The following is a 13,889-nucleotide window of genomic DNA, read 5'->3' on the forward strand; positions in this document are numbered from 1 at the left end:
TCAGAGCTCTTCCAGGGTGACGTTGTGGTTGGTGAACACGCAGATGTCGCCGGCGATGGACAGCGACTTCTCGGTGATCTCGCGGGCACCGAGGTCGGTGTTCTCGAGCAGCGCTCGCGCGGCGGCCAGGGCGAAGTTGCCGCCGGAGCCGATGGCGATGATGCCGCCCTCGGGCTCCACCACGTCACCGTTGCCGGTGATGATCAGCGAGGCATCCTTGTTGGCCACGGCGAGCAGCGCCTCGAGACGGCGCAGGGCGCGGTCGGTGCGCCAGTCCTTGGCCAGCTCTACCGCGGCCTTGACCAGGTTGCCCTGGTACTTCTCCAGCTGCGCCTCGAAGCGCTCGAAGAGGGTGAAGGCATCGGCGGTGCCGCCGGCGAAGCCGGCCAGGACCTGGCCGTGGTAGAGGCGACGCACCTTGCTGGCGTTGCCCTTCATCACGGTGTTGCCCAGCGAGACCTGGCCGTCGCCGGCGAGCGCCACCTGGTTACCGCGGCGCACGGAAACGATCGTGGTCATGGAGGGGACTCCTTGGGGGAGCAGAGGGCTCCCGATGACTGGCGGCGCCGCGGTCAGGGCCGGGCGCCGTGGATGAACTCAGCACGTGACGTGCGGGCGGGAGACGAGGAATTCAACCTTGGTCGTGCCTCCCTTGCCGGTCGGACGGGTCAGTTCTGCAGCTGGATCAGCAGCGGCTCGATGCCTTGGGTGACCATCAGGTCCTGGGCGCGGGTGAGCTCGCGACGATCGCTGTAGGGGCCGACCTGGACCCGGTGCCAGGTGTCGCCGCCGCCGGCCTTGACCTCGCTGATCTTGGCAAGCAGGCCGAAGTCGCGCAGCCGGCCCGCCAGCTTGCTGGCATCGCCCGCCTCGCGGAAGGAGGCGGCCTGCAGCATGAAGCGGGCATCGGCGGGTGGCTTGTCCGTCGCCTGCGCATCCGGGCGGTCGTCCTGCGCCGAGGCGTCGGTATCCAGGTTGGCGGCGATCACCTGGGCGATGGGGTCCTCGCCGTTCGTCGCCGCGGGCGCCTCGGGGCGCTCCGGCGGGGTGGCCGTGGAGGCCGGCACCTTGCCGCCCGGTGCGATCACCTCGGATTCCGGCAGCAGGGTGTAGAACTCGAAGGTCGGCATCGGCGGCTCCTCGGGGGTGGCGGCCGGCTCGCCGTCACGGGATTCCCGGGGGGCCTCGGGCTTGGTCAGCACCGTGGCCAGCGGCGAGTCGCTGCCCTCCTGCCAGGGGGCGATGCCCTGCTGGTGCTGGGCCAGCAGGAAGCCTGCCACTAGGCCGACCAGGCCCCACAGCCAGCCCGGGATGCCGCGGCGTGGGGGTGGCGCGGCACGGCGCCGCGGGGTGCTGGTGGCGCCACGCTTCTTCGCGGGCTGCTTCCGGGTGGCCATGGCTTACATCTCCTCGGGCGCGCCGACACCCATCAGGTCGAGGCCGTTGCGCAGGACCTGGCGCGTGGCCAGTCCCAGCGCCAGCCGGGCGTTGCGCTGGGCGTCATCGTCGACCATCACCTTCACCGCGTTGTAGCAGGTGTGGAAGTCGGCGGCGAGGTCGAGCAGGTACTGGGCGATCTGCTGGGGCTCGTGGGCGGTGGCGGCGTGCTGGACCACCTCGGGATAGCGGGCCAGGCGGTTGAGCAGCGCCTTCTCCTGGTCCTCCGCGAGCAGGGCGAGGCTCTCCATGGCCAGGGCGTGATCGAAGGGCGTCTCCTCGGCCTCGGCCTTGCGCAGCATGCTGCAGACCCGGGCGTGGGCATACTGCACGTAGTAGACCGGGTTGTCGTTGGACTGCGAGCGGGCCAGGTCGATGTCGAAGGTGAGCTGGGAGTCGGCGCGACGCGCGGCCAGGAAGAAGCGGGTGGCATCGCGGCCCACCTCGTCGATCAGGTCGCGCACCGTGACGTAGCTGCCGGCACGCTTGGAGAGCTTCACCTCGACCCCGGAGCGGGTGACCATCACCATCTGGTGCAGCACATAGTCGGGCCACCCCTCGGGAATGCCGGCCTCGAGGGCCTGCAGCCCGGCACGCACCCGGGTGACGGTGGAGTGGTGGTCGGCGCCCTGCTCGTTGATCACCGTCGTGAAGCCGCGCTGCCACTTGTCCAGGTGGTAGGCGACGTCGGGCAGGAAGTAGGTGTAGTGGCCGTCGCTCTTGCGCATCACCCGGTCCTTGTCGTCACCGAAGTCGGTGGTGCGCAGCCACAGGGCGCCGTCCTGTTCAAAGGTATGGCCCTTCTCGATCAGCCGCGCCACGGCGGCCTCGACCTTGCCCTGCTCGTAGAGCGAGGACTCCAGGAAATAGACGTCGAAGGTCACGCCGAAGGCCTTGAGGTCGAGGTCCTGCTCGCGGCGCAGGTAGGCCACGGCGAAGTCGCGGATGGCGTCGAGGTCGTCCGGGTCGCCTGTCGCGGTGACGTGACGGTCATCGGCATGCACGGTCTCCCCGGCCAGGTAGGCGTTGGCCACGTCGATGATGTAGCCGCCGCGGTAGCCGTCCTCCGGCCAGCCCGGGTCGCCGGGATCGATTCCCTGGACCCGCGCCTGCACCGAGCGCACCAGGTTGCTGATCTGGGCGCCGGCGTCGTTGTAGTAGAACTCGCGGGTCACCTCATGGCCGGTGGCCTCGAGCAGGCGGCTGATGCAGTCGCCGATCGCCGCCCCGCGGCCGTGGCCCACGTGCAGCGGCCCGGTGGGGTTGGCGGAGACGAACTCCACTTGTACACGGCGGCCCTGGCCGGTGAGGTTGCGGCCATAGGCATCCCCGGCCTCGAGCACCTGGCGCACGACCTGGGCGGCGGCGTCAGTGGCGGCGAAGAAGTTGACGAAGCCGGGGCCGGCGATCTCCACCTTCTGCACGGCGTCGCTTGCCGGCAGGGCCGCGACCAGCGCCTCGGCCAGCTCGCGGGGCTTCTTGCCGGCAGGCTTGGCCAGCATCAGCGCCAGGTTGGTGGCGTAGTCGCCGTGGGCCTTGTCGCGGGTCGGGTCGACCTTGATGCTCGGCGCGATATCGGCGGGCAGCACGCCCTGCTGCCGGAGGTTGTCCAGGGCGCCCTCGAGCAGCGCGATGATGGTCTCTTTCATGGAGGTATCCGGTGTCCTGTGGCGTGGGCGGTGCAAGGCGACCGCCGGGCGAGTCTGGGGCGCCATTATCGGCAATCGGCGCCGGGCTTTAAAGGTGTGCGCTCAGGCCAGGGTCTGCGGGTCGATATCCAGCGACCAGCGTACCCGTCGTGCCTCGGGTCGGCCCTCGAGCCAGGCGACCAGCCAGGCGCCGGCCTCGTGCAGCTGGCTGCGGCGGTCGGCGGCCAGCATCAGCTGCAGGTGGTAGCGGTTCTGGCGCCGTTCCATGGGGGCGGGCACCGGCCCCAGGCAGTCGACCGCGAGGCCGCGTTCGTCGATCCGCTGGCGCAGGGCCTCGGAAGCCAGACCGCCCAGGGCGACCACGGCCGCCTCGCCGGGGGCCTCGAGGCGCAGCAGGGCGAGGAAGCGGAAGGGCGGCAGCCGAGCGGCCCGCCGCTCCTCCAGCAGCTGGCCGGCGAGGGCGTCGTAGCCCCGCTCGGCCAGCAGGCGCAGGTGCGGGTCGTCGGTGTGCAGGGTCTGCACCAGCACCCGGCCGGGGTGGGCGGCGCGGCCGGCGCGGCCCGCCACCTGCTCGAGCAGCTGGGCACTGTGCTCCAGCGCCCGGAAGTCGCTGGCATAGAGCCCGGCATCGGCATTGACCACCACCACCAGGGTGACGTGGGGCAGGTGGTGTCCCTTGGCCAACATCTGGGTGCCCACCAGCAGGCAGGGCTCGCCGCGGCGTACCTCGGCTAGCATCTCCTCGAGGGCGTCGCGGCGCCGGGTGCTGTCGCGGTCGATGCGGTGCACCGGCACCTCGGGGAACAGCGCCGCCAGGGTCTCCTCGGTGCGCTCGGTACCGCTGCCCAGGGGGCGCAGGTCGACGCTGCCGCACTCGGGGCAGGCGTCGGGGAGGGCGCGGCGACGGTCGCAGTGGTGGCAGGCCAGCAGCGGCGGCTGCCGATGCAGGGTCATGCGGGCGTCGCAGTGGTCGCACTCGGCCATCCAGCCGCAGGCGTGGCAGGCCAGGGTGGGGGCGAAGCCGCGGCGATTGATGAAGACCAGCACCTGGTGGCCGGCGGCCAGGGTCTCGCGCACCGTCTCGATCACCGGCGGGATCAGCCCGCCCTGGCGGCGCCGGCCGCGCAGGTCGACGAGCTCCAGGCGCGCCGGGGCATGGCGGCTGGCCCGGCGGGTCAGGCGCAGGTGGCGATAGTCGCCGTGCAGCGCCCGCTGCAGGGACTCCAGCGACGGGGTGGCGCTGCCCAGCAGCAGCGGGATGCGGTGGCGGTGGGCGCGGGCCACGGCCAGGTCGCGGGCATGGTAGCGCAGGCCGTCCTGCTGCTTGTAGGAGCCGTCGTGCTCCTCGTCGACGATGATCACCCCGGGGCGGGCCAGGGGGGTGAAGATGGCCGAGCGGGTGCCCAGCACGATGGGGGCCCGGCCGCTGGCGGCGGCCTCCCAGGCATCGAGGCGCTCGTGGTCGGTGAGCCCCGAGTGCAGGGCCACCACCGGCGCCCGGAAGCGGCGGCGGAAACGGGCGAGGGTCTGGGGCGTCAGGCCGATCTCGGGGACCAGCACCAGGGCCTGGCGGTGGCGGCCGATGACCGCCTCGATGAGCTGCAGGTAGACCTCGGTCTTGCCGCTGCCGGTGACGCCATGCAGCAGGCAGGGGTGGAAGCCGTCGAGCCGCTCGTGGACGGCGGCTAGCGCCACGGCCTGCTCGCGGTTGAGGGGCAGGGCGGGTTCGGCGAGCCCCGCCTCGCCCTCGACCGACGGCGAGGCGGCCAGGGGTTCCTCGTGACGGGCTACCAGGCCCTTGTCGGCCAGGGCACGCAGCTGGTCGCGGCTGAACGACTGGGCGAGGATCGCCTGGCTGACCAGCCCGTGGGGGTGCTGGCGCAGCATGGTCAGCAGCTCTGCCTGGCGGGGGGCCCGGGCCAGGCTCGGCGGGGCGTCCTCGCGGCCGGTCGCGGTCACGCACCAGCGCTCGCGGGTGCGGGCCTCGAGCGCCCGGCCCTGGCGCAGCAGCCCCGGCAGCGCCTGGTGCAGGGTGTCGCCGAGGGCATGCTGGTAGTAGCGGGCGGCGAAGCGGCACAGCCACAGCCAGTCGGCCGGCAGCGGGGCGTCGTCGAGGCAGCCCGCCACCGGCCTGAGATTCGTGAGCGGCAGTTCGCTTTCGTCGCGGCACTCCACCACCACGCCGACCACCTCGCGGCGGCCGAAGGGCACCTTCACCCGCAGGCCGGGCTGCCAGCCCCCCGGGGGCGACTCGCGGCAAGGGCGATAGTCGAACAGCCGGCGCAGCGGCGAGGGCACGGCAACGCCCAGTACGCGTGGCACGGGCGGGCAGGGGGAATCGGGCAATTGGCCTCCGGCGTCGGCTCTGCTAGAATGTTTCGCCGCTGCGGACACCCTGGCCCTGAGTGAGGGAGCGTGGCGGCAACCGGTTCGCATCTACAGACAACCCGTATGCGGTGCCTGGCAGAAGATCAGGTGGCGGCATACAGCTTCATGAGGCTCAAGATGAAACAAGGTATCCACCCGGATTACAAGACGGTCACCGCGACCTGTTCCTGCGGCGCGACCTTCGAGGTCGGCACCACCGCCGGTCACGACTTCTCCCTGGACGTCTGCTCCCAGTGCCACCCCTTCTACACCGGCAAGCAGAAGCAGGCGACCACCGGTGGTCGCGTCGAACGCTTCAACAAGCGCTTTGGTGCCGCCATTAAGCGCTGAGCCGCCCGGCACAACGCGCCATCGAGAAACCCGCCCACCGTGGCGGGTTTCTTTATGTCCGGCTGTCGGTGCTGCCGTTGTCCCTCTGCCAGCCGCGAGGACAAGCAAAGTGTCATGGCTAGCGGGTTCAGCCATAAGTGCCGGCAAATGGCCGGCAACGTCTTCAAACGAGCGTACAACAGGGGAGATGTCTGGCGAGTTGAGCGCGTCGGGCTTTTTGTATACGCTAGCTGACCTCTCACTGTTTACCGGATCCTCTCAGCATGACTGACGCGAAGAAGAAGGCGGCGCTGGATTACCACGCGAAACCCATTCCCGGGAAGTTGTCTGTGGAGCTCACCAAGCCCACTGCCACCGCCCGGGATCTCTCCCTGGCCTACAGCCCGGGCGTGGCGGAGCCGGTTCGCGAGATCGCCAGTGACCCGGAGAACGCCTACCTCTACACCGGCAAGGGCAACCTGGTGGCAGTGATCTCCGACGGCAGCGCCATCCTGGGCCTCGGCAACCTGGGGCCGCTGGCCAGCAAGCCGGTGATGGAAGGCAAGGGGGTGCTGTTCAAGCGCTTTGCCGGCATCAATTCGGTGGACATCGAGGTCAACGCCGAGAGCCCGCAGGCCTTCATCGACACCGTGGCGCGCATCGCCGACACCTGGGGCGGCATCAACCTCGAGGACATCAAGGCCCCGGAGTGCTTCGAGATCGAGCAGGCGCTGATCGAGCAGTGCAGCATCCCGGTGTTCCACGACGATCAGCACGGCACGGCCATCGTCACCGCCGCGGGCATGCTCAATGCCCTGCAGATCGCTGGCAAGTCGCTGGAGAGCGCCCGCATCGTCTGCCTGGGGGCCGGCGCCGCGGCCATCGCCTGCATGAAGCTGCTGGTCTCCTGCGGCGCCCATCCCGAGAACATCGTGATGCTCGACCGCAAGGGCGTGATCCACAGCGGTCGCGAGGACCTGAACCAGTACAAGGCGATGTTCGCCGTGGAGACCGATAAGCGCACCCTGACCGATGCCATCGAGGGCGCCGACGTCTTCGTCGGCCTCTCCGGCCCGGGGCTCATGAGTGCCGACCACATCCGCAGCATGGCCCCCAATCCGGTGGTCTTCGCCTGCACCAATCCCGACCCGGAGATCCATCCCGACGTGGCCCGGGAGGCGCGCCCGGACGTGATCATGGCCACCGGCCGCTCCGACTATCCCAACCAGGTCAACAACGTGCTGGGCTTTCCCTTCATCTTCCGCGGGGCGCTAGACGTGCGCGCCACCCGCATCAACGAGGAGATGAAGGTCGCCGCCGTCCATGCCCTCAAGGACCTCGCCCGCGAGCCGGTGCCCAGGGAGGTGCTGGAGGCCTACGAGATGGACGAGATGAGTTTCGGGCCGGAGTACATCATCCCGACCCCGGTGGACATCCGCCTGCTCGACCGGATCTCCTCGGCGGTGGCCCAGGCCGCGGTGGACTCCGGGGTGGCGCGCAAGCCCTATCCCTCCCACTACCCGCTGAAGAGCGTGGATGACGTCTACGGTGGCTGAGCCCCGGATGCTCTCCCCGTTGCGTGACGACGCCGGCTCTCGAGCCGGCGTCGTCGTCTGTGGCGTGCGGGGACAAGGACCTACCAGTCGTAGAGAAGGGAGGCACTAGTGGTCTGGTCGGTGCGGGCCCCGGCGCCCTCCGGCGGGCGGGAGTTTTCCCGGACCTCGTGGGAGAGCCGCAGGGCCAGGTGGGAATTGAGCCGTGAGGTGAGCGACGTCAGCGAGCGCGAGGTGGTGTTGTCATCGGTCGCCTCCACCGAGAGCTCCTGCTCCAGGCTGGAGGTCTCGGAGAAGGCCCATTGGTAGGCCAGCGCCCCGTAGGCCACGCCCAGGCTGGCGTTCTCCTCCCCCTCGATGCGGTCGTAGCGGTAGCCCGGGCCCGCCTCCAGCGAGAGCTTGTGCGTTTCGCCGTCGAGCAGGTCGCGGCCGTAGCCGCCGATGGTGGTGAACTGCTGGTCGTAGCCGCCGAAGCGGTCCTTCTCCCAGCGGGCGAAGCCGAACACGTAGTGGGGGCCATCGAGCTCGTAGCGCTCGCGGCCGGCCACCAGGTACTGCTCGGCGCTGGTGTCGCCGTTGCGCGAGACGTTGCGCACCTCGCCGCGCAGGGTGTGAGTCCAATCGTCGACCACCCAGGTGAGTCGGACCTTGCCGATCAGGGTCTGGCTGTCGGTGTTGCCCGAGAGGTGGGTGTAGCCCAGCTCGGCGCTGGCGCTGAAGCCCTGGTCGTCCTCCTCGGGCGGCGGTGGGGCGTAGAAGGGGCCGGCCTGGGCGCCGCCGGCGATCGCCAGCAGGCCGCAGAGAGCCGCCCATCGGATCAGCGAAGGGCGTGTCGCGGGATGCGGCATGATGTTGGACTCCCCGGGTTGCCGGATGTCGGTGGTGGCCCGAAGCGGCGTGCGAGGTTGCGCTGCCCGGGCGGCGTCCCTGCCGCCCGGTGCAGGATACGGATGTCGGCCTAGAAGATGGCCTCGTAGGCGCCGGTGCCCTGGGAGCCGCTCTCGCGCTCGACTTCACGCTCGACGCGACGCGGCTGGAAGTCCGGCAGGTGGTCGGCCATGAACAGCTCCTCGATGCCGCCGCCCTGGCCATCGCGCAGCAGGCGGCCGGTGTCGGGGTCGACCCGCTCGGTGACCACGCGCTCCGGCCGCTCGGGCCAGCGCTCGGGCTGGCCCTCCAGGGCCTGGCCCATGAAGTCCATCCAGATCGGCAGGGCGGCCTGGGCGCCGTACTCGGCGGTGGAGGAGTTGTCGTCCTTGCCCACCCAGGCGGTGGTCACCAGGTCGCTGTTGAAGCCGGCGAACCAGGCATCGCGCTGGTCGTTGGTGGTGCCCGTCTTGCCGACGATGTCGCCGCGGCCGAGCTCCAGGGCCTTGCGCGCGGTGCCGCGCTCGACCACGTCGCGCAGCATGTCGCGCAGGATATAGACGGCGGCGGGGTCGGCGACCCGGGGGGCGACCTCGAAGGTCTCGCCATCGCGCTCGACGGTCGCCTGGTCATCGGAGCAGTCGCGGCAGGCGACGCGCGGGCTGGCCTCGTCGACGACGGTGGCGTCATCGCCGCGGGTGACCCGCTCGATGAACCAGGGTGACACCTGGAAGCCGCCGTTGGCCAGCACCGCATAGGCGTTGGTCATCTCCAGCGGGGTGAGGCTTGCGCTGCCCAGCGCCAGGGAGAGGCCGCGCGGCAGCTGGTCGCCGGCGAAGCCGAAGCCTTGGAGGAACTCGATGGTGCGATCCAGCCCCAGGGACTGCAGCACGCGGATGGTGACCAGGTTGCGCGAGCGGGCCAGGGCATCGCGCAGCCGGATCGGGCCGAGGAAGTCGCCGCTGGAGTTCGCCGGGCGCCACAGCTCGTTGCTGCCGTCCTGCATCACCACGGGGGCATCGTTGACCACGCTGGCGGGGTTCATCTCGCCGCTGTCCAGCGCCGCCAGGTAGACGAAGGGCTTGAAGATCGAGCCGGACTGGCGGCGGGCCTGGGTGGCGCGGTTGAACTTGCTGGCATCGAAGTCGAAGCCGCCCTGCAGAGCCAGGATGGCGCCGGTGTCGGGGGCCATCGCCACCAGTGAGCCCTCGGCGTCGGGGCGCTGGGAGAGCCGCCAGCTGCCGTCTTCCCGCTGCAGGATGCGCACCAGATCGCCGCGGCTGGCGATCTCGCTGGCCGAGCCCGGGGCGGCGCCCCGGCTCTTGGCGCTGAGATAGGGGCGCGCCCACTCCAGGCCGGCCCAGTCGAGGGTATGCAGCTCGCCGCCGCGGGCCAGCACCCGCATCTCGCGGCCCTCGCTCTCGACCACGATGGCCGGTTGCAGGGGGCCATAGGCGGGGGTGCGCTCGAGGACCTGCAGCCAGTTGCTGACATCGCCCTCGATACCCTCGACCTCGGTCTGGCTGCGCTCGGCGGCGCGCCGGGCGGTCTGCATGATCTCGGGCGACTCGGCGAGCTCCTCCTCCAGGCCCTCGCGCCCGGTCTGCTCCTGGGCCTCGGCCAGGCTGCGCGGGATCTCGGTCTGCTCGGGCCCACGCCAGCCATGGCGGGTGTCATAGCTGATCAGGCCGCCGGCCAGGGCCTGGCCCGCCAGCGGCTGCAGCTCGCTGTCCAGGGTGGTATGGATGCGATACCCGCCGGTGTAGGCCCGGTCGCCGTAGCGCTCCACGGCGAACTGTCGAGCCATCTCGGCGACGTAGTCGGCCTCCACCTCGAGCTGGGCGAGGTGGCGGCGTGCGGTGACCGGGGCCTGGACGGCCTCCTCGTAGGCCGCCTGGTCGATGGTACCCAGCTCCCGCATGCGGAACAGGATCCAGTTGCGGCGGATCAGCGCCCGCTCGGCGTTGGCCAGCGGGTTGAAGGCGGAGGGCGCCTTGGGCAGGCCGGCGATCATCGCCGTCTCGGCCAGGGTCAGTTCGGCCAGCGGCCGGTCGTAGTAGACCTCCGCGGCGGCGGCGATGCCGTAGGCGCGGTTGCCCAGATAGATCTTGTTGACGTAGAGCTCGAGGATCTCCTCCTTGGAGAGGATCTGCTCCATCTGCAGCGCCAGCAGGATCTCGCGGATCTTGCGGGTGAAGGTCCGGTCCAGGGTGAGCAGATAGTTGCGCGCCACCTGCATGGTGATGGTCGAGCCCCCGGACTGAATGTCGCCGCCACTGGCCGCCAGCTCCACCGCGGCGCGCGCCAGGCCCTTGGGGTCGACGCCGCGGTGGTCGAAGTAGGTGGCATCCTCGGCGGCCAGCAGGGCCCCGATGAGTGGCTCGGGGATCTCCTCATACTCCACCGGCGTGCGGCGCTCCTCACCGAACTCGCCGATCAGCTTGCCGTCGCGCGTGAAGATGCGCAGCGGGGTCTGCAGCTCGAAGTCCTGCAGCTGGCGCACATCGGGCAGGCCGGGGGCGAAATAGAGCGCGGCACCCACCACGCCCAGTACCCCGGCGGCGGAGAGCGAGACCAGCAGCCAGAGGACGGAGATAACCAAGGTTTTGAGTAACTTCATGAAAACGCGGTATCCATGCTGGGAACGGGGGCGGAGCGGTGGCGATGAGCGTGGCCTTCCCTTGCGGCGGCCATTATAGGAAGCCGAGGGGGTGGTCACCAGCGTTGACGCCTGGCGACACCGTCATTCGTGTGAGATACGGCAATATCATGTAACCTTCGATTACGGATCGGGTATGATGAATTTCATCTATTCCGCCCCGGTTCGGAGTGGATAATCATAATGAGCGGCGCGCCGCATGGATCAGGCAGGGGCATGACTCAAGATGCGACTGAGAGCATCCGGCAAGGGACTGGTCGGTGTCGACATCACCTCGGCAACCGTCAAGGTCATCGAACTCAAGCGCGCTGGTAGCCACTACCAGGTCGAAAGCTACGCCGTCCGGCCCCTGCGCGAGGGCGCCGTGATCGAGCGACGCATCCGCGACATGTCGGCCGTGGTGGACGCCCTCAAGCGCGCCGTGGACCATGCCCGGCCGGGGTCGCGCAACGCCGCCGTAGCGGTGCCGGCCAGCGCCGCCATCACCAAGACCCTCACCTTGCCCGCCTCGCTCGATGACGACGAGATCGAGGCGCGCATCCAGCTCGAGTCTGACAAGCATATCCCGTTTCCGTTCAGCGAGGTCGCCTTCGACTTCCAGCGGCTGGGCCTCAACTCGCGCTACGGCGACCAGCAGGACGTGTTGCTGGTCGCCTGTCGCCAGCAGGACGTCAATCAGCTGACAGAGGCCTTGCTGCAGGCCGGGCTGACCCCGGCGGCCGTGGATGTCGAGACCTTCGCCATGGAGCGCGCCTTCCAGGAGCTTCGCCACCAGCTACCCTCGGACGAGGGCGAGCATGAGTGCGTGGCCCTGGTGGATATCGGCGCCACCATGAACGCCTTCCACGTGCTGCGCGAGGGTCGCGTTACCTATAGCCGCGATACCGTGTTCGGTGGCCGCCAGCTGACCGACGAGATCCGCAATCGCTACGGGCTGAGCCTGGAGGAGGCGGGCCTGGCCAAGAAGCGAGGCGGCCTGCCCGATGACTACCAGCGCAGCGTGCTCGACCCCTTTCTCGACACCCTGGTGCAGCAGGTGGGTCGCTCGCTGCAGCTCTACTATACCGCCGGGCGCAAGCAGGAGGTGCGGCGGATGATCCTGGCCGGCGGCACCAGCGTGCTCCCGGGGCTGGCCGAGCGCCTGGCCGAGGAGAGTGGCATGGAGGTGGTGATCGCCAACCCCTTCCGGCGCATGAAGGTGAACCCCCGCATCGACGTCCCGACCCTGGCCAGTGATGCCCCGGCCATGCTCACGGCCTGCGGCCTGGCGATGAGGGTAGGCAAATGACCATCGAGATCAACCTGCTCCCCTGGCGGGAAGAAGTGCGTGCCCGGCGTAGCAAGCGGTTCTACCTGGCGCTGGCGCTGATGGCGCTGATCGGCCTCGGCGGCGGCTATGGCATGACCTGGTACTACGAGCAGCAGTTGAGTGCCCAGCAGGAGCGTAACCAGTTCGTCGAGGCCGAAAGCAGGAGACTGGATGCCGCCATCCGTGAGATCAGCGAGCTCGAGGAGATCCGGCAAACCATGGAGGCGCAGGTGCGGGTCTTCACGGAACTCCAGGGAGGTCGAGGCCTGACCGTTCATGTTTTTAACGATCTGGTGACCAGTCTCGTCGACGGTGTGCATTACACCCGGCTTAACCGGCAGGGAGATAACCTGCAGATGGCGGGTGTGGCAGAGAATAACCGCCAAGTGTCCGATCAGCTGCGAGCTCTGGCTGCCGCGACGTCTCTCACCGAGCCTGTTCTTTCCGAAGTCGAGGCCGAGCAGGAGGGGGAGCTTCGGCATTTCAGCCTGAGCCTCGGTCAGCGCATGCCATCTGCGTCTGATGATGCATCTGGAGGACAGCCATGAGCATGAAGGACGAATGGCGCCGGCTACGCGACATGGACTGGGGGGAAATGGACATCAAGGAGTCCGGCGGCTGGCCCTTCCTGCTGCAGTTGATCTGCTGCGTGCTGGTCCTGGTGCTGACCCTCGCCGGCATGTACTGGTACCTGGCCGCCCCCAAGGCCGAGGTGCTGGACCAGGCCAGGGCCGAAGAGGAGCGGCTGATCAGAGACTACCGGAGCAAGGCGGCTCAGGCGGCGCGTCTGGATGTCATGCGGGAGGAGATGGCCGTCCTCGAGGAGCGCATGGGGGTCCTCAGGGAGATGCTGCCCACGGGCGCTGAGGTGCCTTCGCTGATCGATAACATCAGTGAAGCGGCTATCAGCAACCAGCTTTCCATTGAGTTCATCCGCCTGCGTAGCCCTGTCTCGCAGGAGTTCTATGTCGAGCAGCCATTCGATATTCGAGTGCAGGGCGACTATCACCGCATCGCGGAGTTCTTGGCGACTGTCGCTAGCCTGCCTCGCATCGTCACCCAGCATGACCTGATGCTCGAGCCCACGGAGGGCACTGGCGGTCAGCAGCTGCAGCTGTCCATGCTTGCCCGTACCTACAGTTACCGTCAGCCGGACGAGGAGGCACCGTGACCAGACTGAACGGACGCCATGCGCTCCTGGTCCTCGGCATGGCACTACTGACCGCCTGTGCGGACCCTGAGCTCCGGAGTCTCGAGCAAAAACTGGCGGAGGTTCGAACGGATCCGGGAGACGTACCCCGGGTAGATCTCCCGGAAATTCCACAGGTTGACCGGGTTGCGTATTCGGGGAGTGATGCCAGGAGCCCCTTCGAGCCTCGGCGGATGCAGGATCAGCGTGAAGTGCCTGAGGCCGGTGAGCTTGCCCCGCCGCCTGATCGTCCCCGTGAGCCGCTCGAGGCCTATGACCTCTCCGAGCTGGATCTGGTCGGCACCTTGACGGTGGGCGGAGAGCCATCGGCGCTCGTCCGGGGGCCGGATGGCAAGGTGCATCGGGTCCGGATCGGCGACTACATGGGGCTGGATCATGGACGTATCGTGAGTATCACGGATGCTTCTCTGGTACTGGTAGAGACCGTGCTTGAGCGAAACGCCTGGCAGGAGCGCTCCAGGCGAATAGCCCTTGGTGAGGGCGAATAGAACAGTTCATGCCGTGTCGC

Annotated in this window: 12 protein-coding genes; 6 read left to right on the top strand and 6 right to left on the bottom strand. The window is 69.0% G+C overall.

All coding sequences use genetic code 11. The features are described from left to right. The 4 genes from hslV to M8009_RS04680 all read right to left on the bottom strand — a co-directional run bounded on the left by hslV (window position 1) and on the right by M8009_RS04680 (window position 5,432). Window positions 1–519 carry an ATP-dependent protease subunit HslV gene (hslV, locus tag M8009_RS04665; RefSeq protein ID WP_250059600.1) on the bottom strand — a complete coding sequence of 173 codons (519 nt, stop codon included), beginning with the start codon at window positions 517–519 and terminating at the stop codon, window positions 1–3. Between the two features lie 149 nt (window positions 520–668). Beyond that, complete coding sequence (locus tag M8009_RS04670) at window positions 669–1,397, bottom strand: SPOR domain-containing protein (RefSeq protein ID WP_250059601.1); 729 nt, start codon at window positions 1,395–1,397, stop codon at window positions 669–671. 3 nt (window positions 1,398–1,400) lie between these two features. After that, window positions 1,401–3,086: an arginine--tRNA ligase gene (gene argS, locus M8009_RS04675; RefSeq protein WP_250059602.1), complete on the bottom strand. Its 1,686-nt coding sequence runs from the start codon at window positions 3,084–3,086 to the stop codon at window positions 1,401–1,403. A 102-nt stretch (window positions 3,087–3,188) separates the two neighbouring features. Continuing rightward, window positions 3,189–5,432 carry a primosomal protein N' gene (locus M8009_RS04680; protein WP_250059603.1) on the bottom strand — a complete coding sequence of 748 codons (2,244 nt, stop codon included), beginning with the start codon at window positions 5,430–5,432 and terminating at the stop codon, window positions 3,189–3,191. A 159-nt stretch (window positions 5,433–5,591) separates the two neighbouring features. On the opposite strand from M8009_RS04680, the gene rpmE reads away from it, so the two are divergent. Both rpmE and M8009_RS04690 read left to right on the top strand, forming a co-directional pair. Beyond that, window positions 5,592–5,804, top strand: a complete 213-nt coding sequence (gene rpmE, locus M8009_RS04685; RefSeq protein ID WP_250059604.1) for a 50S ribosomal protein L31 — start codon at window positions 5,592–5,594, stop codon at window positions 5,802–5,804. Window positions 5,805–6,067: 263 nt separating this feature from the next. Beyond that, complete coding sequence (locus tag M8009_RS04690; RefSeq protein ID WP_250059605.1) at window positions 6,068–7,339, top strand: malic enzyme-like NAD(P)-binding protein; 1,272 nt, start codon at window positions 6,068–6,070, stop codon at window positions 7,337–7,339. An 80-nt stretch (window positions 7,340–7,419) separates the two neighbouring features. On the opposite strand, the gene M8009_RS04695 is transcribed toward M8009_RS04690, so the two are convergent. Both M8009_RS04695 and M8009_RS04700 read right to left on the bottom strand, forming a co-directional pair. Continuing rightward, on the bottom strand, window positions 7,420–8,184 hold the full coding sequence (locus M8009_RS04695) for a DUF481 domain-containing protein (RefSeq protein ID WP_250059606.1): 765 nt from the start codon (window positions 8,182–8,184) through the stop codon (window positions 7,420–7,422). A 110-nt stretch (window positions 8,185–8,294) separates the two neighbouring features. Beyond that, complete coding sequence (locus M8009_RS04700; RefSeq protein ID WP_250059607.1) at window positions 8,295–10,823, bottom strand: penicillin-binding protein 1A; 2,529 nt, start codon at window positions 10,821–10,823, stop codon at window positions 8,295–8,297. A gap of 265 nt (window positions 10,824–11,088) precedes the next feature. On the opposite strand from M8009_RS04700, the gene pilM reads away from it, so the two are divergent. Genes pilM through M8009_RS04720 form a run of 4 tightly spaced genes read left to right on the top strand, consistent with a single transcriptional unit; the run spans window position 11,089 to window position 13,869 of the window. Further along, window positions 11,089–12,150 carry a type IV pilus assembly protein PilM gene (pilM, locus tag M8009_RS04705; RefSeq protein WP_250059608.1) on the top strand — a complete coding sequence of 354 codons (1,062 nt, stop codon included), beginning with the start codon at window positions 11,089–11,091 and terminating at the stop codon, window positions 12,148–12,150. After that, on the top strand, window positions 12,147–12,719 hold the full coding sequence (locus M8009_RS04710; RefSeq protein WP_250059609.1) for a PilN domain-containing protein: 573 nt from the start codon (window positions 12,147–12,149) through the stop codon (window positions 12,717–12,719). Before pilM ends, M8009_RS04710 begins: the two co-directional genes overlap by 4 nt. Continuing rightward, on the top strand, window positions 12,716–13,342 hold the full coding sequence (locus tag M8009_RS04715; RefSeq protein WP_250059610.1) for a type IV pilus inner membrane component PilO: 627 nt from the start codon (window positions 12,716–12,718) through the stop codon (window positions 13,340–13,342). Before M8009_RS04710 ends, M8009_RS04715 begins: the two co-directional genes overlap by 4 nt. Next, window positions 13,339–13,869, top strand: coding sequence for a pilus assembly protein PilP (locus M8009_RS04720; RefSeq protein WP_250059611.1), 531 nt, complete (start codon window positions 13,339–13,341; stop codon window positions 13,867–13,869). Before M8009_RS04715 ends, M8009_RS04720 begins: the two co-directional genes overlap by 4 nt. The last annotated feature ends 20 nt before the right edge of the window (window positions 13,870–13,889 follow it).

It is taken from the genome of Halomonas gemina, from assembly GCF_023554995.1.
Lineage (GTDB): Bacteria > Pseudomonadota > Gammaproteobacteria > Pseudomonadales > Halomonadaceae > Halomonas > Halomonas gemina.